General features: G+C 65.0%; 15 protein-coding genes. 8 read left to right on the top strand and 7 right to left on the bottom strand.

Annotated elements, in window-relative coordinates:
- Positions 1-6: 6 nt before the first annotated feature.
- Complete coding sequence (ffh, locus tag U5709_RS00545) at positions 7-1,380, top strand: signal recognition particle protein (RefSeq protein WP_321972541.1); 1,374 nt, start codon at positions 7-9, stop codon at positions 1,378-1,380.
- A 176-nt stretch (positions 1,381-1,556) separates the two neighbouring features.
- Here ffh and U5709_RS00540 read toward each other — a convergent pair whose 3' ends face one another.
- The 3 genes from U5709_RS00540 to U5709_RS00530 form a co-directional block, all read right to left on the bottom strand.
- Entirely contained in the window at positions 1,557-1,916 is a 360-nt protein-coding gene (locus U5709_RS00540) for a hypothetical protein (protein WP_321972529.1), read from the bottom strand.
- Positions 1,917-2,199: 283 nt separating this feature from the next.
- Positions 2,200-5,073 carry a VaFE repeat-containing surface-anchored protein gene (locus U5709_RS00535; protein WP_321972528.1) on the bottom strand — a complete coding sequence of 958 codons (2,874 nt, stop codon included), beginning with the start codon at positions 5,071-5,073 and terminating at the stop codon, positions 2,200-2,202.
- An 868-nt stretch (positions 5,074-5,941) separates the two neighbouring features.
- Positions 5,942-7,612, bottom strand: a complete 1,671-nt coding sequence (locus tag U5709_RS00530) for a L,D-transpeptidase family protein (protein WP_321972527.1) — start codon at positions 7,610-7,612, stop codon at positions 5,942-5,944.
- A 128-nt stretch (positions 7,613-7,740) separates the two neighbouring features.
- Between U5709_RS00530 and U5709_RS00525 the strand changes: the two genes are divergently transcribed.
- Positions 7,741-8,580 (top strand): RNA methyltransferase, encoded by an 840-nt coding sequence (locus U5709_RS00525; protein WP_321972080.1) that lies wholly within the window; start codon positions 7,741-7,743, stop codon positions 8,578-8,580.
- 84 nt (positions 8,581-8,664) lie between these two features.
- On the opposite strand, the gene ftsH is transcribed toward U5709_RS00525, so the two are convergent.
- From ftsH to U5709_RS00510, 3 genes are all read right to left on the bottom strand, one after another.
- A complete protein-coding gene (ftsH, locus tag U5709_RS00520) occupies positions 8,665-10,569 on the bottom strand; it encodes an ATP-dependent zinc metalloprotease FtsH (protein WP_321972079.1) in 1,905 nt (634 codons plus the stop codon).
- 58 nt (positions 10,570-10,627) lie between these two features.
- Positions 10,628-12,538, bottom strand: a complete 1,911-nt coding sequence (locus U5709_RS00515; protein WP_321972078.1) for a fructose-1,6-bisphosphatase — start codon at positions 12,536-12,538, stop codon at positions 10,628-10,630.
- A gap of 262 nt (positions 12,539-12,800) precedes the next feature.
- Positions 12,801-13,832, bottom strand: coding sequence for a hypothetical protein (locus U5709_RS00510; RefSeq protein WP_321972526.1), 1,032 nt, complete (start codon positions 13,830-13,832; stop codon positions 12,801-12,803).
- A gap of 556 nt (positions 13,833-14,388) precedes the next feature.
- On the opposite strand from U5709_RS00510, the gene glmS reads away from it, so the two are divergent.
- From glmS to U5709_RS00495, 3 genes are all read left to right on the top strand, one after another.
- The gene (gene glmS / locus U5709_RS00505; protein ID WP_321972076.1) at positions 14,389-16,239 is read left to right on the top strand and encodes a glutamine--fructose-6-phosphate transaminase (isomerizing); all 1,851 of its coding nucleotides are present in this window, start codon (positions 14,389-14,391) and stop codon (positions 16,237-16,239) included.
- A gap of 227 nt (positions 16,240-16,466) precedes the next feature.
- Complete coding sequence (locus U5709_RS00500) at positions 16,467-17,822, top strand: nucleobase:cation symporter-2 family protein (RefSeq protein ID WP_321972075.1); 1,356 nt, start codon at positions 16,467-16,469, stop codon at positions 17,820-17,822.
- 273 nt (positions 17,823-18,095) lie between these two features.
- Positions 18,096-18,983 (top strand): UTP--glucose-1-phosphate uridylyltransferase, encoded by an 888-nt coding sequence (locus U5709_RS00495; protein ID WP_321972074.1) that lies wholly within the window; start codon positions 18,096-18,098, stop codon positions 18,981-18,983.
- A gap of 82 nt (positions 18,984-19,065) precedes the next feature.
- Here the strand turns inward: U5709_RS00495 and U5709_RS00490 are convergent, their stop codons facing one another.
- Positions 19,066-19,581, bottom strand: coding sequence for a nucleoside deaminase (locus tag U5709_RS00490; RefSeq protein WP_321972073.1), 516 nt, complete (start codon positions 19,579-19,581; stop codon positions 19,066-19,068).
- A gap of 510 nt (positions 19,582-20,091) precedes the next feature.
- Here U5709_RS00490 and ileS point away from each other — a divergent pair.
- Genes ileS through U5709_RS00475 form a run of 3 tightly spaced genes read left to right on the top strand, consistent with a single transcriptional unit; the run spans position 20,092 to position 24,449 of the window.
- Entirely contained in the window at positions 20,092-22,908 is a 2,817-nt protein-coding gene (gene ileS / locus U5709_RS00485) for an isoleucine--tRNA ligase (protein WP_321972072.1), read from the top strand.
- Between the two features lies 1 nt (position 22,909).
- Positions 22,910-23,422, top strand: coding sequence for a signal peptidase II (lspA, locus tag U5709_RS00480; RefSeq protein WP_321972525.1), 513 nt, complete (start codon positions 22,910-22,912; stop codon positions 23,420-23,422).
- A gap of 1 nt (position 23,423) precedes the next feature.
- The gene (locus U5709_RS00475) at positions 23,424-24,449 is read left to right on the top strand and encodes an RluA family pseudouridine synthase (RefSeq protein ID WP_321972070.1); all 1,026 of its coding nucleotides are present in this window, start codon (positions 23,424-23,426) and stop codon (positions 24,447-24,449) included.
- Positions 24,450-24,474 lie beyond the last annotated feature (25 nt).

The following is a 24,474-nucleotide window of genomic DNA, read 5'->3' as shown; positions in this document are numbered from 1 at the left end:
ATGGCAGTGTTCAGCTCGCTTTCCGACCGTCTCCAGGACACCTTCGACAAGCTGCGCGGCAAGGGCCGGCTCACCGAGGACGACATCAACCTCGCCATGCGCGAGATCCGCATGGCGCTGCTCGAGGCCGACGTCAACTTCCGCGTGGTCAAGGGCTTCGTCGCCCGCTGCAAAGAGAAGTGCATGACGGCCGAGACCTTGGAGTCCCTGAATCCGTCGCAAAACGTCGTGCGCATCGTGCTCGACGAGCTCACCCAGCTGCTCGGCTCCACCGAAAGCAAGCTCGTCTTCGCGCAGAACCGCACGCCCAACGTGATCATGATGGTGGGCCTGCAGGGCTCCGGCAAGACGACTGCGTCGGCCAAGCTCGCCTACCTGCTCAAGTCCCAGGGCCACAGCCCGCTTCTGGCCGCCTGCGACACGCACCGACCGGCCGCCGCCGACCAGCTCGAGACCCTCGGCGCCGAGATCGGCGTGCGCGTCTACCGCGGCGACGGCAAGGATGCTGTGGCCGTGGCCACCGAGTCCGTCCGCGACGCCGTCGACCACCTGAACGACATCGTTATCGTGGACACCGCCGGCCGCCTGCAGATCGACGAGGAGATGATGCGGGAGGCCGTGGCCATCAAGCGGGCCGTGCGCCCCGACCAGATTCTTATGGTCGTCGACTCCATGACCGGCCAGGACATCGTCAACGTCGTCCAGACCTTCGCCGAGCGTGTGGACTTCGACGGCGTCATCATGTCCAAGCTCGACGGCGACGCCCGCGGCGGCGGCGCGCTCTCGGTCCGCGAGGTCACCGGCAAGCCGATCAAGTTCGTCTCGATGGGCGAGAAGCCCGACTCCCTCGAGGTCTTCCACCCCGACCGCATGGCCAAGCGAATTCTCGGCATGGGTGACGTGGTCGGCATCATCGAGCAGGCCCAGAAGCTCGCCGACGACCAGCAGGCCGCCGACGCCGAGCGCATGCTGCGCGAGGGCTTCACCATGGACGACCTGCTCTCGCAGATGCAGCAGATCCGCAAGATGGGCGGCCTGCAGAAGATCATCGGCATGATCCCCGGCATGGAGCGCGCCATGGCGCAGAACCCCGCCGCCAACGTCGACGACTCGCAGATGGCGCGCATCGAGGCCATCATCCGCTCCATGACCAAGGAAGAGCGCGCGAGGCCCAAGATCATCAACGGCCAGCGCAGAAAGCGCATCGCCGCTGGCTCCGGCCGCTCGGTGCAGGAGGTCAACCAGCTTATCAAGCAGTGGAGCGAGATGAACAAGATGATGTCCAAGATGCGCGGCATGACCGAGAACATGGGCGGCAAGGCCGGCAAGAAGAACCGCCGCGCCATGGCCAACATGATGCGCAACATGGGGCTCAAGTAAGCGGCGTTTTTGTCGAAGGTGAATTACGCCGAGGCAAAGCGGTTGGCATGCCAATTTAGCACCGGCGTTCCGACGATGCGGTAGCGCACCCGCTCATGCCGTGCCTGCCATTGGTGACAGGCACGGGCCGCCCGCAAATAAAACGGCCGGGAGAATACGCTTCTCCCGGCCGTTTCTTACTGCGCCTTTATGAGTTGGTGGGCTCGTTGGTGGCTGATGTCGAGCAGCTTGCCGATGTCGCGCAGCGTCAGGCCTTTGTCCCTGAGCGCCATGGCCGCCGCCTTTTGCTTTCCTTGGGCGAGTTGCTCGAGCTCCGCGGCCCTGCGCTTAAGCTCCACGGCTTCGGCGACCTCTGCCGGCAAGTCGTAGTCCACGTCGATCTCGATGCGCGGGTCCTGCGTCATTATCTCGATGAGGTCCTTCGCCATGGGCGCGATCTCCGCGATGGACCGCGCCTGGGTGGCCCGCTCGATCGACGGAACCTTGAGGCACCAGTATCCCTCGTCTGGGGTTGCTATGACCTTGTATCGGCTCACTTGGTCCACCAGTCCTTTCCCAATACACGCTCGTATTCTTTGCAAATCTCCTCGGCGGTTATCTCAAGGATCTCCGTGTGCCTTGGAATAGGGATAACCGTGTCGTCAAGGTGCCAGATGTCGTGGTTTGACCAGCTCCGGGCCTTTCTGAAGCTTACGCCTTGTTGTTTTGCCGCTTTGCGGATCTTCTTAGGGAGCTGTTTTGCCTTGGGCATCAGTGTACCAATCTGCCTGTCAATTTCAATAGACAAAGCTAGTCAATAGTGCTTGAATTCAATACCCGCTACTCGTCCTCCGCTCGCATGGAGCCGGCGTGGACGATGGCCAGGGCACAGAAGGCGAGAAGCCCGCCGAGGGCCGTGCAGACAAAGACCGGTAGCGCGGAGTCGCCCGTCTTGGGGACCGTGCCCGCGGGCGGGGTCTGAGCAGGGGGCTCCTCAGCCGGAGGAGTCTCGACAGGCGGGTTCTCCTTAAAGAAGAAGGCCTGGGCCGCATCGGCGATGTCGGCGTGGTCGGCGAGCTTCGCCTCGCCCGCATAGAGCTCCTCAAAAGCGACGACGGTCTTGCCGGCGAGCTTCGCGGCGTCGAGCTCGAAGGTCACCTTCGCCTCGCCGTCGGCGGACTCTGGCGTGAACTCGGCCTCTGCCTCGACCGCCTTGCCGTCGGTTGTCGTGAGGACGCCCGCGTCCGTGCCATCCGCCCCCTTTAGGTGGAGCGCTCCCTTGAGCTGGTAGGTCTTGCCCGGCAGGAGATTCCTAAAAGCCACGGTATCCGTGAGCGTGACGGGGCAAGGGTCGCCCGCGACCACCAGCTCCTTGGCGCCGGCGTAGTCGGTGAGGGTCGTCTCGATGACCGGGACGTGGATGCTCTGGGCTTCATCGTTGAGGTCGGCGTGTGAGCCGACGCGGGCGCCTGCCCGGTAAAGCTCCTCGAAGGCGACGAGGGTGCGTCCGGCGAGCTTGGTCGCGTCCACTGTGAACTCGAGCTCAACCTCGGTATCGGCGGCCTCGGCGGTAAACGAGAGGGACTTCTTTGCTACGACGCCCTCGTCGCTTCCGTCCTCACCGACCAGGTGCAGGCTTCCGCGGAGCTCATACTCGGCGCCTGCCTGGACATTCGTGATGGCCACGGTGTCGACGACCTTCTGGTCGGCAGCGGCGGCTATGTCGTGGTCGGCCGTCTGGGTGCCCGTTGCCGTGGTGGCGAGGGCCGGGAAGTCGACGGTCTGGGACTTATCCTCGATATCGGCGTGAACAGCATAGGTGACCTGCTCTTTTGAGACCTCCTCGAAAGCGACCACGTCGCGGCCGACAAGATGGGCGCCTGTGAACGTAAAGGTCAGCTCAACGGTGCCGCAGCCCTTCTCGGGCGTGAACTCGGACTCGGCGACGATCGGCTCGCCGGCGTCGTCGAGCGCGACGCCCTCGTCGGAGCCGTCCTCGCCCTTGAGGTGGAGGGTTCCTCGGACGGTGTAGGTTCGGCCGGGCTCCAGGTTCGTGTAGGTCACGGCATCTGTCAAGGTGATGGTCTCGGCGGTCGCGTCCGCCTCGTGGCCCGCGTTGCCAGAGAGCTCGGTCGAGATTTTGGGGATCCGGACGGTCTGCGCCTCGTCCGTCGCGTCGGCGTGCTCGCTCAGCAGGTCGTCGCCGTCGTAGACGCTCTCATAGGCGACGAGGCGGTGGCCGCCGAGCTTGCTCGCGTCGACCGTGAAGGTGACCTTTTGGTCCCCGACAGCGAGCTGAGGCGTGAACTCGATCTGCGCCTTGGCGACGACGCCTAGGTCGCGACCGTTCTCATCGAAGTCGTGGAGCTCGCCGACCAGGCGGTAAGCGTGGCCGCGCTCGAGTCCCTCGTAGCGCACGGTATCGGTGAGCTCGACCTCGGCCGCGGGGCAGACCTTCTCGCCGTCCGCGTAGGCCAAGGTGGTGGCGATGGCAGGCTCCTTGTCGTCGAACGTGCCGAGATGGTAGGTCTTCCCGTCGCGCGAGATGGTGAGCGTTGTGCTCACGAGGCGGTGCCCCTCGTTTGCCTTGCAGCGGAGCTCCTGGAGTTCGTAGGTGTCGTAGGGGAGGGCGCCGACCGAGTCGTTTGGCGCGCCGCCGCCGAACCAGGTGCCGCACACGACGAGTTTGGAGGAGTCGACGGTCTTGCCGTCGGATGACAAAGCCGCGTCGGCCGCATTGGTGTTGCTCGAATGGGCGGGCTCGGCGGAGTCGAAGCAGCCGTTCTCGTCGGTGACGAGCACGTGGCTCTCGCCGGTCGTCTTGGAGGTGAGCCTAAAGGCGACGTTCGCCATGCGGCGCTGGGTGTCCTCGTCGGCCTTGACGAACGAGAGGTTCGCGCGGATCACGCGGTTGCCCACCGTGGGCGCGTTGTAGGTCTCCACCTTCGCGGTCTCGCCGGCGGCCGTGATCTTGACGAGGCGTGGCGTCGGGTCGAGCACATAGCCCGTAGGCGCCTTGGTCTCTCGGATAACCACGCAGCCGAGCGGAAGCTCGCGGCCGAGCCTGCCCGTGCCGTCGTCGCCGGTCGTGACCGTATAAGTTTGGGACGGGTTCTCGGGAAGGTTGTCGAGCCCGTAGTCGCCGGCGTAGTAGTCGACGCGGAACTCGGCGTTGGCCAGGGTCGCCGCGCCCTTAGGCTCGGCCTTGCCGCTCTCGGCGTCCGTTTTTTTGACGGCCACCTCCACCGTGCAGGTCTGGGGCACGTCGCTCACGTCGACGGACTTTACTGTACCTGCGGGAACCTCCACGGGGCGCACCTCGGTGTCGCGGGCAAAGCCCGGTGCGGCCTTGTCCTCTCGCAGGAAATAGGAGCCGCGGATGATGCCCTCTGCCTTGGCGTTGCCGTTGCGGTCGCAACGCAGCGTGATCACGAGGTTCTTGCAGCCCTCATCCGAATACAGGCCGTATTCCGCGCCTTCGAGCGAATAACAGCCGTTGTTAGCGCTGACCTGCGCGTTCGAGGAGCTCTTGTGGAGCTCCAGGCCGCCCGTGAGCTCCTCGGACCAGAAATAGGCGAGCTGTTGGTCGCCGTTGGTTTTTGAATAAAGATACCCATACCCGATCTTCGAGGCGCTTTTTTCTCGCACGTAGGAAGCGATTTCAGCACACAGGTGGCGATAGTCCCTATGCACGTAATCGAGTTTCGATGCCATTCCATCGAGATTGAGGCCTGCGAGTTGGTATGCCCATACGTAACTTTGGGCCACTATGTAGGCGGCGTCTCCATTGAACCTTTCGTAGGCATAGTCATAAATCAACGCCGCCTCGGTTACTGCCTGCTGGCTCCAGGTGATCTCAAAAATTTCGCCGCCTTCGACACGTCGGGTTGTCTGGTTCAGGAGGTCCTTAACGTAAGCGGTTCCGTCGCCTCGGTCGATGCCCCGCTCAAGGCAAACGATCGGCCGGCTATTAGTTGAATCGACGTGGATATAGATGCTGCTGCCCAAGCTGCCTGAGGTTGTAACAACATCCACGACGTCGCCGATACTCGTCGCAAAGGCGGTTTGAGCCTCTGGCGCACATCCGGTCAGGATCCCCAACCATTGCGAGACTATGAGCAGTATGCACGACAGGACTGCTTCGGCCTTGAACCTTAAGGTTCCCATGGCCGTTGAACCGCAGCTGAATGGCTGCAGATTCCCCTTGTGTTTTTTCAGTTTCATAAGCGCTCCCTTCTGGATTGAGTGGCGCCTCTAGGGGCGCGGGGTCTCAAATCTACGGGGACACGGGGCTCATCGGCCCGCGTTTGGAGCGCGAGGTAAAATTGTCTTACGGAATTCTTACAGCAGTCTTCCCGGTTTTCAACAATGCACGGGTGAGCTCTTTGTGTAAGACGCCGGTTAGAATTCTTCGCGCGCGCGTCGGCCGCCGTTTGCGGCCGTAGACCCGCCGCCCAGGGAAAAAACTGCACGCAGCGTCCATATCCGAGGAATTCTTGCCGAGGGCGTGCGCATAAAGGTGCGCGCCCCTGCTGTTGAAAACTGAAAAGGCGCGCAATTGGCTATTTGAGCTGCGGTTTATTTAATTGTGAACAACCACGGTGTCGCCCACGCGACACAGATTCCAGAGTTCTGCAGCTTTATCGACCGGCAGGTTCACGCAGCCGTGGCTGCCGTTGCCGCAATAAATCGTGCCTCCGAAGCTCGAGCGCCAGCTGGCGTCGTGCAGGGCGTAGGAGTTGCCGATGAAAGGCATCCAGTAATCCACGTAGCTGATGTACTCGGGCTCGCCCGTGGAGGCGTCGATCTCTCCACGGAGCTCGACGTTGTCGCTCGCGCGGTTGGAGTTCATGGTGTAGACGCCGGTCGGGGTGGCGTGATCCTCGGTGGTATCGCCGGTGACGACGTCGCTCTCCCAGATGAGGCTGCCGGAATCGTCATACATGCGGGCGTGCTGCTCGCTGAGGTCGATGTCGATGTAGCGCTTACCCCAATCTTGGCCGCCGAGGACCCAGGTCTCGCCCTTGGACAGGGTGGGTATCTCGATGATCGTTTTCTGGCCGCCCTCGAGGGCCGAGATGATCTTATCGGCGGTGCTCGCGCCGTCGATGTTCCAGCCGTACTCCCCGCCTGCGACCGTGAAGGTCTGCCCATCGGCGCGCGTGTAGGTGCGGGAGGTGCCCACGGTGTCGCATGCCTTGGAGAGGTCCCCCTTGCACCATGCGGTCACCGCGGCGGAGTCGATCTCGATACCGAGGTCGTTGCCGACCTTGAGCCAAGAGGCAATCTGGTCGGCGCCGATCTCGGCCACGGTCGTGCCGGCGAGGGTGAGCGTTGGCGCGGCTGAGAGGCAGGAATTGGCCTTGACGACGAAGGAGGAGAAATCGTAGCCGGTGTTCATGCAGTCGTCGCCCAGTTCGACCGTGGTCTGCAGGGCATCAAGGGCGGAGCAGACCTTTGCCGCGGCCGCGTCGCCGTCGAGGCTGCTCGTGTCGCCGTCGATCTGGAGGACGAAGGCCTTGCTCGCAGAGTCATAGGTGACGGTGGCCTCCTTGGCGGTCTTCTCAGCGGTTGAGCGGCTCTGCTCCACGAAGGGGGCGAGCGCCGAGACGACCTTGTCGCTGTCGTACTTAATGGTCTTCTGCAACGTGTAGCTGCGGGAGCCTGAGATCTCGAGGGGCCATTGCCAGGCGCTCGTGCGCGACATGACGTTCGCTGCATAGGCTTCGCCGTCGTAGCCGAGGGAGAGGTCGGAGGCAGTGAGGTTGAGGTCCACGCCGTCGCCCGTCACCGAGATGACGTAGTCGGCGACCTGGGACTCGATGGAGGCGGCGACCTCTGACTTGGTCATGCCCGAGACGTCGGCCCCGTCGACCATGGTGTTGGGCAGGCAGTGCTCATTGAAGTAATAGACGCCGCCGCCGTAGGCCGCGGCGAGAAGGGCCACGAGCACGACGGGGATGAGCCAGAGCTTCCGGTAACGGCGCTTGGGCCGCCCCTTCGCCTCATACGCGCCCTCAGCGGGGACCGGCGCATCCTGCAAAGGCCCGTCCTCGGCGGGGGGCGTGGAGAACTCATCCGGGACGATCGAGGCGAACCTGTCGTCGGCGCCGATCGCGTCGATGGGGTCGGCGGTGGACGTGGAAGCCTCGGTCGCGGGATTTTCCTGCGGTTTCTCGTCGAGGCGCGCGATGCGCGCGGCCATGGAAAGGCGGGTCTTCTCCGCCTCGGTGTTCTGATTGTCGGGGTTCATTAACTCGGCCTCTGATTCGATGTAAGGTGTGGGGGGCCGGGGGTACCGGCGCAGCTTGCTCATGGTACCTCAGCGGCCGGACAACTATTATGCCGCTTGGCCGTTAAACAAGAAATGAGGGAAGTTCCATGCAGGCTGTAAGGCTCGACGACATCTCGGACCCGCGACTCGACGTCTTTGCGCGGCTGACCGAGCATCAGCTGAGGTGCGACCTCGACCCGGCGCGCGGCATCTTGATAGCGGAGTCCCCGCTGGTCGTTTGCGTGGCGCTCGACGCCGGGGTGGTCCCGCTGTCGTTTCTCGTCGACGAGCGGCACCTGGGTTCGTGCGCCGAGCTGCTCGAGCGGGCGGCGCAGGTCGCGGCCGAGGCCGGCGCGGATAAGCCCGAGGCGTTCGTCTTACCACACGACGTGGCCGAATGCCTCACGGGCTACAAAGTGACGCGCGGGTTTCTCTGCGCGATGAGGCGGCCGGCCGCGCGCGGCGTGGCGGAGGTGGTCGCCGGCGCCCGGCATGTGGCGGTCCTCGAGGACCTGGTCGACGTGTCCAACGTGGGCGCGCTCTTCCGCAGCGCCGCCGCTCTCGGGGCCGATGCCGTCGTGCTCTCCCCGCGATGCGCCGATCCCTTCTGCCGCCGCGCCGCGCGCGTATCGATGGGAACGGTGTTCCAGGTGCCGTGGGCGCGCGCCGAGGCGCCGTCTTGGCCGGGCGCGACCTTTGACCTTCTGCGCGAGAAGGGTTTCTCAGTGCTCGCGATGGCGCTCGCCGAAGATGCCGTTGCCATCGACGACCCGTCGCTTTCCCACGCGGACAAGCGGGCGCTGCTCTTCGGCAGCGAGGGCTACGGCCTTACGCGCGCGGCCCTCGACGCGGCCGATCGCAGCGTGATCATCCCGATGTCCAACGGCGTGGACTCGCTGAACGTGGCCGCCTCGAGCGCCGTGGCTTTCTGGCAGCTCTTCCGCTGAGCTCGCAAAGAAGAAGCCCCGTGCCGTCCGTCCGTACCGGGACTGCGCGGGGCTTTCTTGGTGTTTGTGACCTGCGGAGGGTTGCTACTGCTGGGAGGCCGGGGCGGGCATCGCGGGCGCGAAGCCGTCGTTGCGGGTGAGGATGTTCATGAACTCGTCGCCCGTGATGGTCTCCTTCTTCTGCAGGTAGTGCGCGATCTCGTGCAACTTGAAGCGGTTGGCCTGCAGGAGCTTGAGCGCCGTCTGGTGGCCCTCCTCGACGAGCTGGCGCACCTCGGCGTCGATTTCCTGCGCGGTGCCCTCCGAGCACGTGAGCTCGGAGCCGCCACCCAGGTAGCGGTTGCGCTGCTGGCCGAGGGCCACCATGCCGAACTTGTCGGACATGCCGTACTGGGTGACCATGGCGCGGGCGATGGCGGTGGCCTTCTCGATGTCGTTGGAGGCGCCGGTCGTCATCTCGCCGAAGATGAGCTCCTCGGCCGCGCGGCCGCCGCAGAGCACGGCGATCTTGTTCTTGGCCCCCTCGCGCGTGGTGAGGAAGTGCTCGTCCTCCTCGACCTGCATGGTGAAGCCGAGGGCGCCCGAGGTGCGTGGCACGATGGTGATCTTGGAGACGGGAGCCGAGCCCTTCTGCATGGCCGCCACGATGGCGTGGCCGGTCTCGTGGTAAGAGACGACGTCCTTCTCGTGCTCGGAGAGGACCGTGGACTTCTTCTTCTCGCCGGCGATGACCACGTCGACGGACTCGGCGAGGTCCTCCTGGGTCACGCGGCGACGGCCGAGGCGCACCGCTCGCAGGGCAGCCTCGTTGATGATGTTTGCGAGGTCCGCACCTGAGGCGCCGGGCGTCGATCGGGCGATGAAGTCGAGGTCGATACCGGGCTCCATCTTGACGTCGTTGGCGTGGATCTTGAGGATGGCCACGCGGCCGGCGAGGTCGGGGAGCTCGACGGGGATACGGCGGTCGAAGCGACCGGGACGAAGAAGGGCCTGGTCAAGGGACTCGGGGCGGTTCGTCGCGGCGAGGACCACGATGCCCTTCTGGTTGTCGAAGCCGTCCATCTCGGAGAGGAGCTGGTTCAAGGTCTGCTCGCGCTCATCGTTGGAGTTGAGCGAGCCGTCGCGCTTCTTGCCCACGGCATCGATCTCGTCGATGAAGACGATGCAGGGGGCCTTCTCCTTGGCCTGCTTGAAGAGGTCGCGAACCTTGGCGGCGCCGCGCCCGACGAACATCTCGACGAACTCGGAGCCGGCGATCTGGAAGAACGGCACGCCGGCCTCGCCGGCCACCGCCTTGGCTAGCAGCGTCTTGCCCGTGCCCGGAGGGCCGACGAGCAGTGCGCCGCGCGGGCAGCGGGCGCCGATCTCGTTGTACTTCTCGGGGCTCTTGAGGAAGCTGACGATCTCCTCGAGGGACTCCTTGGCCTCGTCCTGGCCCGCGACGTCGGTGAACTTGACGCCCGTCTCCTCGCCCTTGACCTCCTTGACGTTGGACTTGCCGAGGCCGCCCCCCATGCCGAAGCCGCCGCCGAAGTTCATCGAGGGGCCGTCGTCGCCCATGGCCTTCTTCATGCGGCGGTTGAGCAGCCAGCCGATGAGCAGGAAGAAGATGATGGGCAGGCCGTAGGAGAGCAGCAGGTAGAACCACATTTCGCTCGAGCTGTCGGCAATCTTGCCGACCATCTGAACCTTGTGCTCCTCGAGCTTCTCGTTGAGCCCGTCGCCCGACCCGAAGATGATCGTCGAGTAGGTCATCTGGTTGTCGCCTGAGCCTGTGGTGAAGTAGAGCGTGGCGTCGCCCTGGGTCTTCTGGACCTGGGTGACCTCGTCTTTGTCGACCATCGTGAGGAAGTCGCTGTAGCTGACCTCCTGGGTCTGCGAGCTCGAGAGCGCCGGGTACATCGTCTGGCTCACCACGAGGTAGACCACGATCGCGATGAGGATGTACAGCAGCATGTTCCGTCGCCGCTTGTTCTCGTCCATGTTCATGTAAGGGGACCTTTCATCGATCCGGTTTGCACACGAAGACAGTCTTACCCAAAAGCGGCTACTTCGTGCGCGCCTTCTCGGGAAGAACGCCGCTGCGGTATGCGTCGAGGAGCTGGCGCAGGTCGGCGATCTGCTCGCGGATCTGGTCGCCGGCGTCGGTGTCGCCCACCGTGAGGGCGCGCGGCCAGCGGCGGAAACGGTCGTCCTCGCTCATGATGTCGGCGTTGAGGTCGAGCACGTCCTTGATGCTCGCGAAGGGGCGATGCGCCTTGATGCGCATGCCGTGCGGGTCAGCGATCAGGGTGTAGCCGGCGATGCCCGTGGTCTTGTGATAGGCCTGGCAGAATCCGCCGTCGATGACGACGAGCATGCCGCCCGCCTTGACGGGGCTCTCGCCCTCGGATGCGTGGACCGGCGTGTGTCCGTTGATGATGGCGCCGCCCGCGTCGCAGCCGAACTCCTCGAGGATCATGCGGCAGGTCTCGGGGTCGTCGTTGTGGGAGTAGTAGGGGTCGCGAGGCTCGTCCCAGGTGGACTTGTCGGTCAGGTAGGTGCGTTCGAAGGTCTTCATGACGCGGCCCGAGAGCGGGGAGAGCCGCCCGCACCACAAGTACCACATCCAGTCGAGCGAGACCTGATCGTGCTCGTGCCACGCGCGGCGGGCGAGCTGGTCGGCGTAGTCGTAGTAGGCCTTGCCCTCGAGCATTTGGCCCTGGTGGTTAACGGGGCAGAACTCGCCCTCCTCGGTCATCGGGACGCAGGCGTGGAAGAGAACGTTGCCGTTGTGGACGAGGTAGGCGCTGCCGTGTTCGTAGAGGAAACCGACGTGGGCGCGCAGCTTCTCGGAGTGGCGGACGGCGCTCATGAGGTTGTCCATGACGCGCGCCTCGCCCTCGCTCAGCTCGTAGGGGTTCGCGGGGTCCAGGGTGGGGAAGTCGCGGGTGCGCATCTGGTGGGTCTGGCCGTCGATGACGACGGTGCCCTTGGCGGTGTCGACGTGCTCGAGCAACAAGCGGTCCTCCATCTGCCAGTTGGGGTGGCGACGGATCGTCTGGCCCTCGAGCTTGAAGAGGATGACCGAGATTGCCTTCTCAACGGGGTCCATGCCGTCCTGGGCGCGGTAGGTCTGCTCGGCGAATACCGTGAGCTCGCGCAGGCTCACGCCGTAGGCGCTTTCGAGGATCTTCAGGCTGTCGTAGTGGACGTTGTTGCGGATCACGGCGGCCAGGCACGCGGCCGAGCCGGACGCGGCGCCCATCCACACGATGTCGTGGTTGCCCCACTGGATATCGATGGAGTGGTAGGCCATGAGGCGGTCGAGGATGCGGTCGGCGCGCGGCCCGCGGTCGAAGATGTCGCCGACGAGGTGCAGATGATCGACGGCGAGCCGCTTGATGAGCGCGGCGAGCGAGCAGATGAAGTCGTCGGCGCTGCCCGTGCCGATGATCGAGGAGATGATGCCCTGGTGGTAGGCCAGGCGCGCCTCACGCTCGTCGGAGGAGGTGTGGAGCAGCTCGTCGATGATGTAGGAGAACTCGACTGGTATGGCCTTGCGGACCTTCGAGCGCGTGTAGGTGCCCGAGAGGTGGCGGGCCAGGCGCACGAGGCGCATGAGCGTGATGGCGTACCACTCCGACGTGACGCGGCCCTCCTCGCGAAGGCGGCGCAGCTTCAAGGTGGGGTAGTAGATGAGGGTGCAGAGGTCGGCCTGCTCCTCTCGCGTGAGCTGGAATTCGAAGGTCGACTGCACGCGCTCGCGGATGACGCCTGAGCAGTTGTTCAGGATGTGCTCGAAGGCCTGGTACTCGCCGTGCACGTCTGAGACGAAGTGCTCGGTGCCCTTGGGTAGGTTGAGGATGGCCTCGAGGTTGATGATCTCGGTGTAGGCCGACTGGGTGGTCGGGAACTTCTCGGAGAGGAGCTCGAGGTACTTGTCGCTCGCGGTGCGCGAGGTTTTCATGGTGTCCATTTGGTCCTTTCGACAGGGCGGGGCCGGTCGTACTCCTGCATTCGAGGGTTTTGCGTCGCCGCTTTGGGCCGGATGACGCATAACTCCCGAATCGAGGATGGTTTCATCCTGGAATCGGAGGTTTTGCGTGATGGCGGAAAAATCATGGGTGCAAAACCCTCAAAACGAGGAGATGCCAATGCGTATGAAGCACACCTTAGCCTCTCGGACGGCCTATTCCTGCGCGTTTTCGACCAGTGGGCGGCGCGAGCGGGCGCCCGCGCTACTTTGTGGTGAAGCTGAAGGTCGAGAAATCCATCGACATGAGCTCATAATGGAGGGCCTGTCGCCGTGCCCGGGATCTTCCGGCCTGTTCGCGGTCAAGATGCGCCCCGACCTCCCCGAGGTCGCGCCTGATCTTTTGGGCGAGGTCCTCCATGTACTCGAAGTTCGAGAGGAGCACGCTGTTCAGGCGATACTCCGCCATGCCGCAGGCCGCGAACTCGTTGTTCCTCCTGGCGTCTTGGGTTTGTCTTTTGGGAGTGAGGTGCAGCGCGCCGTCGTACTCGATGGCCGCGTGGCGCTCGCCGTCGCGCGACGCTAGCAAGATATCCGGCTTCCTCACGTGGCGAACACCGCTTTCGCCAAGGGCGTCGAGCTCCAGGGAACGGTTCATGGACTCGATCGTGAGGCCGTGCCCGCCGAGGCGCGGCGGCAGCGAGAGCATTAGGGCTATGCGCGTCTCCTGCGGCGAGGCGGAGCCTGCCGGGGCGAGGCGCAGGAGCCTGCGGACCTTCGTGCTCCCGCGCACCGACCCGAGCAGATCAAGGTGGTCCAGGGTGCGCCTGGGCGTCGTGGCCGGCATATTTCTTTGGGTAAGGGTCTTGCCTCGGTTGCTCAGGGCGTAGAGCGAGAAGAGCTCGCTGAGCAAGACGATGAGCCCAAGGTCGGTGAGCGACGGCGCCATCTGCACCGCAAGCTGCTCGGGAGAGGCGCAATAGAGCCCGGCTCCGAGTTTGATTACCGATCCATAGGGGTGCCTCGCGCTCCACGAATGGCAGGTGCAGAACGAGTTGTCCGTCCTTGCCGCGGCTCTGTCAACAAGGACGTGCGCGGGTTCGCGAAGGTCCGCTAGCTCGGGAAAGCGGCGCCGCGCCTCTTCGATGTCGCAACGCTCCGGCGCCCGCTCGGGCACGGCGTGGATGTCGCGCGAGCCGTGCTCAAGGGCTCCCCGCATCCCGGGCAGCCGCAGCACCTCAAGGGCCGTTGTATGTGAGAAGAGGATGTCCATGACAAAAAGCGTAGCGAAATTCACATAAAGGGTGCCGCTGAACTGCGAGATCTTGTCATTTCGTCTTACCGCGAGCTAACCGAATCCTTACCAGTTTTCATCAATGACGATGTCTCGCGGCTGCGTAAGGCATCGGTAGGAAACGTGCGCTGGGGAGGCTCGTGCCGTTCACCGGTATGTGGCGACCGTCCGGCCGGGCTTCTCCATGCTCCCGACACAAACCACGAGGGCACTTAGAGGGCGATATCGCGTGGCGTCGTCCTGGTTATGAGGGTTTTGCGCCGCCGATTTTGTGACCGCGACGCAAAACCCCGAATACCAGGGGTTTTGCGTCCTCGATTTGAGGATTTTGCGTCTTGGCTCCAAAAACGAGGGCGCAAAACCCTCAAATCGAGGGGAGGAGAGCGGCAACCGAGCCGCCAAGCGCCTCGGTTGTGGACATGTTCTGCACAACTGGTCTTTGATTTGCAATACCACCTTGACGCGCTACACTTAACAGGTATTCGAAATCAGATACCAGTTGCGTTCCAACGGCCCATTGGGCACCAGGGCGCATATAACGACGGAAGGAGCCAACCACATGTGCGGAATCATTGGCTTTACTGGTAGGAGCCAGGCTAAGGACATTCTCGTCGAGGGCCTGACCCGCATGGAGTACCGCGGCTACGACTCGGCGGGCGTCGCGCTCGAGGTCGCGGGCGCCGACGGCGAGGCCCGCCTCGACGTCATCCGCCGCGTCGGCAAGGTCGCAGGCCTCGCTTCGGAGCTCGAGGGCTACAAGGACGAGTCGACCTGCGGCATCGGCCACACCCGCTGGGCCACCCACGGCCGACCCTCCACCGCCAACGCCCACCCGCACACGAGCTGCGACGGCCGCATCGCCGTCGTCCACAACGGCATCGTCGAGAACTTCGCCGAGCTCCGCGAGGAGCTCCAGGACCGCGGCCACGAGTTCAAGAGCGACACCGATACCGAGGTCTTCGCCCATCTCATCGAGGAGGCTTACGGCTGCGAGGGCGATCTCATGGCCGCCGTCCGTGAGGCGGTCTCGCAGGTCGCGGGCGCCTATGGCCTCGCCGCCGTGTGCGCCGACGAGCCCGGGACCATCGCCGTGGCCCGCAAGGACTCGCCGATCATCATCGGCATGGGCGAGATGGGCGCCTACGTGGCCTCCGACGTCATCGCCCTCATCGACGCCACGCGCGACGTCGTCGTGCTCGCCGACGATCAGTTCGCCAAGCTCACGCCCGAGGGCATCGAGTACACCGATTCCGAGGGCCGCGCCATCCAGCCCGAGGTCACCCACGTCGACTGGGACCTCGACATGGCCGAGAAGGGCGGCTACCCCGACTTCATGCTCAAGGAGATTCACGAGCAGCCCCGCGTCGTGCGCGACACCCTCGTCGGTCGCATGAGCGCCAACGGCGAGCTTGACATCGACGAGCTGGGCCTCTCGCTGCAGGAGCTCAACGACATCGACCGCGTCTACGTCATCGCTTGCGGCACCTCTTACCACGCGGGCCTCGTGGCCAAGAACGTCATCGAGGGCTGGGCTCGCATCCCCTGCGAGGTCGAGGCCGCCAGCGAGTTCCGCTACCGCGACCCGATCATCACCCCCTCGACGCTCGTCGTCGCCGTGTCGCAGTCCGGCGAGACGGCCGATACCCTGGCCGCCATTCGCGATGCGCGCATCAAGGGCGCCAAGGTCTTCGGCATCACGAACGTCGTGGGCAGCCCCGTGGCCCGCGAGTCCGACGGCGTCATCTACACCAAGGCCAACAAAGAGATCGCCGTCGCCTCCACCAAGAGCTTCATCGGCCAGATTGTTTCGCTGATGCTGCTCGCCCTGCTGCTCGCCCAGGTCAAGTACCGCCTCTCCACCAAGACCGCTCGCATGTTCTTCCGCGAGCTGGGCGACACGGCCGAGCAGATCCAGCGCATCCTCGACGAGTCCAGCGACTCCATCCACGAGGCCGCAGAGGCCGTGGCGCCGGCCCACTCGGCCCTCTTCGTCGGCCGCGGCATGGGCGCTGCTATCGCCTACGAGGGTGCGCTCAAGCTCAAGGAGGTCAGTTACCTGCACGCCGAGGCCTACGCAGCCGGTGAGATGAAGCACGGCCCCATCGCGCTGATCGAGCCGGGTTTCCCGGTCATCGCCGTGGCCACCAAGAGCCCCACCTACGATAAGGTGGTGAGCAACCTCATGGAGTGCCGCGCCCGCGGCGCCGTCGTCGTCACCGTGGCCACCGAGGGCGACGAGGAAATCAAGAAGATTGCTGACCACGTCATCTATATCCCGCAGGTGCGCGACTGCTTCAGCCCTATCACCGCGTCCGTGCCCCTGCAGCTGCTCGCCCGCGAGGCCGCGCTACTGCGCGGCTGCGACGTCGACCAGCCCCGCAACCTCGCCAAGTCGGTAACTGTGGAGTAGGGGGCGAATTCCCTCTTTACGGCCAAGGCGCCCCTGCGCGATGACACTCACGCGGGGGCGCCGTCCCTTTTGCGGGAGTTTGAGCGCCGCCTGCCGTTTTGCCACACGTGTCCTCCACATAACCAATCAAACTGTAAGTGATTCAGACAATAAGTTTGGTTATCTTGGCGCAAAGACGCCGAGACCCCGCGCGCGGGTGGCGCGGGAGCGACGAAAGGAGAGCGCCCATGGCCGACGCAACGTCAACCACCATCGATGAGAGGAGCGCGGAGCTCACCAAGCTCGACGGCAACCCGTCGCTCGGCCTCGCATTCCCGCAGGCGCTGCAGCACGTGCTCGCCATGCTCGTCGGAAACATCACCCCGCCGATGCTCATCGCGGCGGCGCTCAACCTATCGGCGGCCGACCAGTCGATGCTCATGCAATCGGCCATGATCATCGGCGGCATCACCACCCTGCTGCAGCTCTACCCTGTCTTCGGCTTCGGCATGGGCCTGCCCTCCGTCATGGGCGTCGCCTTCGCCTACATGCCCATCCTCATGCTCATCGGCACCCAGTACGGCATTGCCGCCATCTTCGGATCGCAGCTCGTGGCCGGCTTCGTCTCCATCTTCATCGGCATGTTCATGGAGAAGATCCGCCGTTTCTTCCCGCCCATCGTGAGCGGTACCGTCGTCGTGTCCATCGGACTCTCGCTTTACGAGACGGCTATCAATTACATGGGCGGCGGCAGCGCCGCTAAGGCGGCCGGCACCTTCGGCTCGCCCGAGTTCTGGATCCTCGCCCTCGCCACGCTCGTCGTCACCCTGGCGTGCAGCCTCTTCGGCAAGGGCTACCTCAAGGTATCCGGCATGATCGTCGGCATCGCCGTCGGCTACGCCATCGCCCTGTTCATGGGCGGCATCGTGAGCTTCGACAACTTCGCCAACGCCGCTTGGTTCTCGGTGCCCATGCCCCTGCACTTCGGCCTCGAGTTCCATCCCGACGCCATAGTCCTCATGATCCTCATGTACGTTGTCCAGGCCGTCCAGACCATCGGCGACGTCTCGTCGACCGCCAAGGGCGGCTTCGGCCGCGAGGCCACCGACAAGGAGCTCGGCGGAGCCATCAAGGGCCAGAGCATCTGCGGCATGCTGGGCGCCCTCATCGGCGGCATGCCGACCGACCCCTATAGCCAAAACGTCGGCCTCATCTGCACCACCAAGGTCGTGGCCAAGCGCGTGTTCCGCATCGTCGCCATCGTCATGATCGTCGCCGGCATCTGCCCGAAGTTCTGCATGCTCATGGCCACCATCCCGCAGCCGGTCCTCGGCGGGGCCACGGTCACCGTGTTCGCCGCCATCACGCTGTCGGGCATCGAGCTCCTCTGCGAGCAGCCCTTCACGTATCGCAACAAGATGATCGTGGGCATCTCGCTGGCCCTGGGCATCGGCATCGGCGCCGTGCCCGAGATCTTGCAGTTCCTGCCCGAGATCGTTCAGAACATCTTCGGCAGCTCGCTCGTCGTCTCGTTCATCGTCGTGTTCCTGCTGAACATCATCGTTCCGGAGACCGAGGCCGACCGCGCACCCGAGGAGGACTAGCCCCTTCGGCGGCCGCACAGCCCCCCCACGAAGCCCCGCCAGTGAAAGGCTTATTTCGCTGGCGGGGCTTTTCTTGGTGAGCGGAGAGGCGCCGCCGAAGGACACCGCAGGCCGCTTTCTTGTGGCTGCTTGGTGTGCCCGGCGGCGCTCATCGGGCGATAATGGCCCGCTCAAGCTGCTCAGGGGTACCCATAGTTGCCGCTTTGTTTCATAATGTGCCGGAACTTAAACGGCGCCTCCGCGCCGCCTATGAAGAACCGAAAGGACACGTATATGAAGTCGATCATCCCCGCCGCCGGCCTCGGCACGCGTTTTCTCCCCGGCACCAAGGTCACGCCCAAGGAGATGTTGCCTGTCCTGGACAAGCCCGTCATCCAGTACGTTGTGGAGGAGGCCCTGGCGCCCGAGGAGGTCGACGAGTGCATTATCGTGAGCTCCCAGGCCAAGCCCCAGATCATGAGCTACTTCACGCGCGACCTCGCCCTTGAGGATGAGCTGCGCTCCCGCGACAAGCCCGCCTACGCCGAGGCCATCGCCGAGGCCGGCAGCCTACCCGTCGACTTCTGCTTCCAGAGCGAGCCGCGCGGCCTTGGCCACGCCATCCGCTGTGCCTCCTACGCCACCGGCGACGAGCCGTTCTTCGTGCTTCTCGGCGACTACATGGTCCCCGACAAGAAGATCCTGCCGCGCATGATGGAGGTCTCCAAGGCCCACGGCAGCTGCTCCGTGATCGCGGTCGCACCGTGCCCGGAGGACGAGGTCTCGCGTTACGGCATCATCGCCGGCAAGCAGGTGGGCTCCATCGCCGAGTTCCCCGAGGCCGGCGAGAACGACGAGGGCGCCGTCTGGAAGCTCACCGGCATGGTGGAGAAGCCCAAGGCCGCTCTTGCCCCCAGCCGCCTCTTTATCGTGGGCCGCTACTTGCTCTCCCCGCGCGTGATGGAGCTGCTCAAGGACCAGAAGCCCGGTGCCGGCAACGAGATCCAGCTGACCGACGCCATGGAGCGCTGCCTTGCCGAGGAGGAGTTCTACGCCCTGGTCATCGACCCCAAGGAGGGCTACGACACGGGCACCGTTGCCGGCTGGATCGCCACCAACGCCCGCATGGCCGCCGCCGACGAGCGCTTCGCCTCCGCCTTCAACGAGGCCATGGCCGACTAGGCTCGCCCAATCAACCAAAGAACGCGCCCGCCGACAACCGCCGACGGGCGCGTTTCTTTGCGGACGGGTGTTTTTGCCCCGCCTAGCCCCAGTAGCCCTTGTGGACCTCGCAGGCCTCCTCGACGAGCTCGGGGAAGGGGCCTGCGACCTCGATCTGCTTCTGGCTGGAGCCGAAAATCTCGCGGCACGGCGTGTCGAGCGTCGGGTTCTGCTCGGAGTCTCCGGTCTGCGCGAGGATGTCGCGCTCGCTCATGGCGTAGACGACGCGCCCGACGTTTGCCCAATAAATGGCGCCCGAGCACATCGCGCACGGCTCGCCTGTGGTGTAGATGGTGCATTGCCACAGGTAGTCGTGGTCGAAGCGGTGGCTTGCCTCCTCCATGAGCGACGCCTCGGCGTGGCCTGTGCAGATGTGCTCGGAGATTTCGCGGTTCTTCTGCTCGAGCACGACCTCCTTGTGCTCGTTCACCAGGATGGCGCCGAAGGGGGTGTTACCGTTCTCGCGGCTCCTCCTCGACACCTCGATGGCGCGGCGCAGAAACGCCACGTCCTCCTCGTGCGTAAACGTTGCCCTGCGCTTCTCGTCCCAGCTCGACATATGCTCTCCATTCGCTCGTGGCGGGCCAACTCGGCGAAAAAAAGCGCGAGGCTGGCAAGGGGCGGCTTGCTCGTCTCGCGCTTCTTGGCCGGCCGCGCCGCGCGTACCTCGTGCACGCGGCCCTGTGATGGATTGCGACCTGCTCTAATTCGCTTTTCTTGCCGACCTTACCACGTGCGGCCCTGTTCGTGCTACCATCTGAGGCCATAGGCGATGACGGGGAGAGTACCCGGGGGCGCGCGGTCAGAAGAGAGCGGGGATGGTGGGATCTCGCGGCCGCGTCCCGGAGAAGATCACCCCCGAGCCGCGGCCCCAAAGCGAAGGGAGCGAGGGCGGGCGCCCGAAGCTTCTTCGCAAGTAGGCGTCGCCGGAGTGGCCGCCGTCACAGGCCAGCCGAGTAAGGCGAAGTCATTCGCTCGCTGGGTGGTTGAAGCAAAGTGTGCATGTGAGCGCTTTGTCCCAGCAAGACGGGACGGGCGCTTTTTTGGTGCCCAGGAAGGAGTCACGAGAGTGGCGAACGAGTACAAGAAGACGACGAACCTCCCGCAGACGGGCTTCCCGATGCGCGCAAGCTTGGCGCAGAACGAGCCCAAGCGCCTGGCCTCGTGGGAGGACGAGGGCGTCTACGAGCAGATGCTCAAGAAGAACGAGGGCCACAAGAAGTTCGTCCTGCACGACGGCCCCCCGTACGCCAACGGCCCCATCCACCTCGGCCACGCGCAGAACAAGATCTCAAAGGACATCATCAACCGCTTCAAGTCCATGCAGGGCTACCAAACCCCTTACGTCCCCGGCTGGGACTGCCACGGCCAGCCCATCGAGCACAAGGTGGAGACCATCCTCGGCACCGAGAAGTTCAACGAGCTTCCCACCGAGAAGGTCCGCGAGCTCTGCCGCAAGATGGCCGTCGAGCAGGTCGACACCCAGCGCCAGGGCTTCAAGCGCCTGGGCGTTTTGGGCGAGTGGGACAACCCCTACCTCACCTACGTGAACGACTACGATGCCACCGACATCGAGATCTTCAAGGCTATCTTCGACCGCGGCGCAATCTATCGCGGCCGCAAGCCCGTTCACTGGTGCTCGCACTGCCACACGGCGCTCGCCGAGGCCGAGATCGAGTACGGCGACGAGGTCAGCCCCGCCATCTTCGTGCGCTTCGAGATGACCACGGTGCCGGCCGGCCTCGAGGCCTGGGAGGGCAAGCTCTGGGTCGACATCTGGACCACCACTCCCTGGACGCTTCCGGCCGACGACGCCGTCATCCTGCACCCCGAGGCCTCCTACGTGGCCGTCATCCACGACGGCCAGGCCGAGATCATGGCCGAGGCCCTCGTCGAGAAGGACTGCGCCAAGTTCGGCTATGAGGACGTGGAGCTCGTGCGCGGCGCCGACGGCGAGCCCTGGCGCATGACGGGCACCGAGCTTTGCCACAACAAGTACAAGCAGCCGATTTTCGGCGACCAGGGCGAGGAGGGCGAGTTCATCTACGCCGACTACGTCACCCTGGACGACGGCACCGGCATCGTCCACACCGCCCCCGGCCACGGCGTCGACGACTACTTGGCCGGCATGAAGTTCGGCATCCCCGTGGTCATGCCCGTCGACGACGACGGCCGCTTCTTCAAGGGCGACGTCATGGGCACCGGCGGCCCGTGGTCCGGCATGGAGGTCAACGAGGCCAACCCCAAAATCATCGAGTGGCTGCGCGAGCGTGGCACGCTGATCCTGCACGAGGACATCAACCACAGCTACCCGCACTGCTGGCGCTGCAAGGAGCCGGTCATCTTCCGCGCCACGAGCCAGTGGTTCGTCTCGATGGACAAGCCGCTCGCCGATGGCAAGTCGCTTCGCGAGGAGGCCACGGCCGAGCTCAACAAGGTCGCCTTCTACCCGGCCCACGCCATCAAGCGCATCGGCTCCATGGTCGAGGGCCGTCCCGACTGGTGTATCTCCCGCCAGCGCAACTGGGGCGTGCCGATTCCGGCCTACACCTGCCAAGACTGCGGCGAGGTCGTCATGAACGACGCCACGCTGGACGCCGTCATCGAGCTCTTCCGCACCAAGGGCTCCGACTGCTGGTTCACCGACGACCCGGCCTCCTACCTGGGCGACGCCTGCACCTGCGAGAAGTGCGGCGGCCACAACCTCAAGGCCAACAAGGACATCCTGGACGTCTGGTGGGACTCCGGCGTCTCCCACACCGCCGTCTGCCGTCACCGCGACAACCTTGCCTTCCCGGCCGACATGTACCTCGAGGGTTCCGACCAGCACCGTGGCTGGTTCATGAGCTCGCTCATGACCTCCGTGGGCGCCTACGGCGTTGCCCCCTACAAGTCCGTGGTCTCCCAGGGCTTCACCCTTGACGGCCAGGGCCGCAAGATGTCCAAGTCGCTCGGCAACGTCATCGACCCCAACAAGGTCTGCGACGAGCGCGGCGCCGACGTGCTTCGCCTGTGGCTCGCCTCCGTCGACACCTCCAACGACGTTCCCTGCGACGGCGACATCCTCGGCCACGTCGGCGAGGCCTACCGCAAGATCCGCAACACCCTGCGGTTCCTTTTGGGCGAGATCGAGGGCCAGTTTGACCCTGCGGCCGACGCCGTCGAGCTCTCCGAGCTCACCGCCTACGACCAGCTGGCGCTTGCCCGCATGTGCAAGGTCCACCAGACCGTGACCGACGCCTACAACGGCTACCGCTTCAACGTGGTCTACCGCAACCTCTACGACTACGTGACCGAGCTCTCCAACGGCTACCTCAACGCCACCAAGGACCGCGTCTACTGCGGCGAGAAGGACGGCGCCGAGCGCAGGAGCGCCCTTACCGTCTGGGCCCAGATCCTCACCATGCTCGTCCACGACCTGCAGCCGATTCTGGTCTTTACCTGCGACGAGATCATGGAGTTCCTGCCCGCCTCCATGCGCGACGGCCAGGAGCGCGCCGCCCTTCTCGACTGGTACCAGGCCCCCTGGACGGCCGACGGGTGCGCCGAGAAGCTCGCCGCCTACGAGCACATGACCGCCGCCCGCGACGCCTTCACCAAGGCGTTCGAGGAGGCCAAGGCAGCCGGCAGCGTCACCGAGAAGACAAGCCAGGGCGCTCGAGCCGAGCTCACCCTGACCGCCGAGGCGGCCGCCGCGCTTTCCGGCGTCGACCTCGCCGAGGTTTTCGTTTGCTCCGCGGTCGAGGTCTCCGAGGGCGCCGAGCTCTCCTGTGCCGTGGCCCCCGCCGACGGCGAGAAGTGCCCGCGCTGCTGGAACTTCCGCACCCTCGGCGCCGACGGCCTGTGCTGCCGCTGCCACGACGCCGTGGCCGCCCACCAGGAGTAACGTGGGCGCCTCGCTCAAAACAACGAACGTCGCCCGCCGCCTCGGCACCTTCGCCGGGGCGGCGGCCCTCGTGGTCTCGCTCGACCAGCTCGTCAAGGCCTGGGCGCGCGCCGCGCTTGCCGTGGGCGAGCCCGAGACCCTCATCCCGCACGTGATGGACTTGAGCCTCGTGTACAACACGGGCGCGGCCTTCTCGATGGGGGAGGGAAAAGGCCTTCTCTTTGTGGCCATCGCAGCCGTGATCACCGTTGGCTGCGCCGTGCTCTGCTGGCGAGAGGAAACAATTCCGGTGCCCCTGGCCGTCTCGCTGGGGTGCGTGGCGGGTGGTGGCATCGGCAACGCCATCGACCGCATCGTCGCAGGTAAAGTGACGGATTTTTTCGCCACGACCTTTATGGACTTCGCCGTTTTCAACGTAGCCGACATCTTCATCACCTGCGGCGTCGCGGTCGCGTTCATCCTCTGGACCCGCTGGGATCGCGCCCGCGAGGCCGCCGACGCCGCCGAGGCCTGACATGTCGGCGCGCATCGTGAACCTTTTGGTTGGCCCCGAGTCCGATGGGATGCGGCTCGACGCGTTTCTTGCCGCGGCCGAGGGCATGCCTTCGCGCTCTGCGTGCGCGAAGCTCGTGGAGTCGGGCGCCGTGCTCATCAACACCTGCCCCACCACCTCGAAGTCCGAGAAGGTCCTGCTCGGCGACCGCGTGAGCGCCGAGGTCGAGGACGCCTCCGACGACGCGTCCGGGCCGCTTGCGCCCAACCCCTACATCAATCTCGACATCCGCTTCGAGGACGACCACCTCATCGTGCTCTCCAAGCAGGCGGGACTCGTCTGCCACCCGAGCCCGGGCCACATCGACGACACCCTGGCCAACGCTCTCGTCGCCCATTGCGGCTACGCCCATCTCGGCATGCTGCAGGGAGAGGAGCGCCCCGGCATCGTGCACCGCCTCGATATGGACACCTCGGGCCTTATGGTGGCCGCCAAGGACGACGAGACCCAGAAGGCCCTGCAGGACCTCATCCGCATGCGCGTCCTCGACCGACGCTACGTCACCCTCGTGCGGGGCTACGTGGCCCGCGACGAGGACACCGTCATCACCGGCATCGCCCGCTCTACCCGCGACCGCCTGCGCATGGCCGTGACCGACGCGCCCGGCGCGCGCGAGGCCATCACCACCTATCGCGTGCTCGAGCGCTTCGAGTGCGGCCGGCGAGACGAGGGTTACAGCCTCCTCGAGTGCCACCTCTATACGGGTCGCACCCACCAGATCCGCGTGCACATGCGCCACATTGGCCACCAGCTCGTGGGCGACCAGCTCTACGGCCGCGGCGACGACCGTGTGAACCTCGGCCTGCGCCGCCAGTTCCTGCACTCCTGGAGTATCGGCTTCGACCACCCCGTCACTGGCGAGAGGATCGAGCGCTCAGACCACCTGCCCGACGACCTTCTCGCTATACTAGAAGGGCTTAAAGAACGCTCGATGGGGCGCACCGCGGCGGGCAAGGACATCTGCCCGCGGCTCGGCGCCTCGTACTAGACCGTACAAGCGGGGGAGAACCCTA

Source organism: Paratractidigestivibacter sp., assembly GCF_963660155.1.
Taxonomy (GTDB): domain Bacteria; phylum Actinomycetota; class Coriobacteriia; order Coriobacteriales; family Atopobiaceae; genus Paratractidigestivibacter.
The sequence above is the reverse complement of the archived record's forward strand: the minus strand, read 5'-3'. Positions and strand labels throughout refer to the sequence as shown.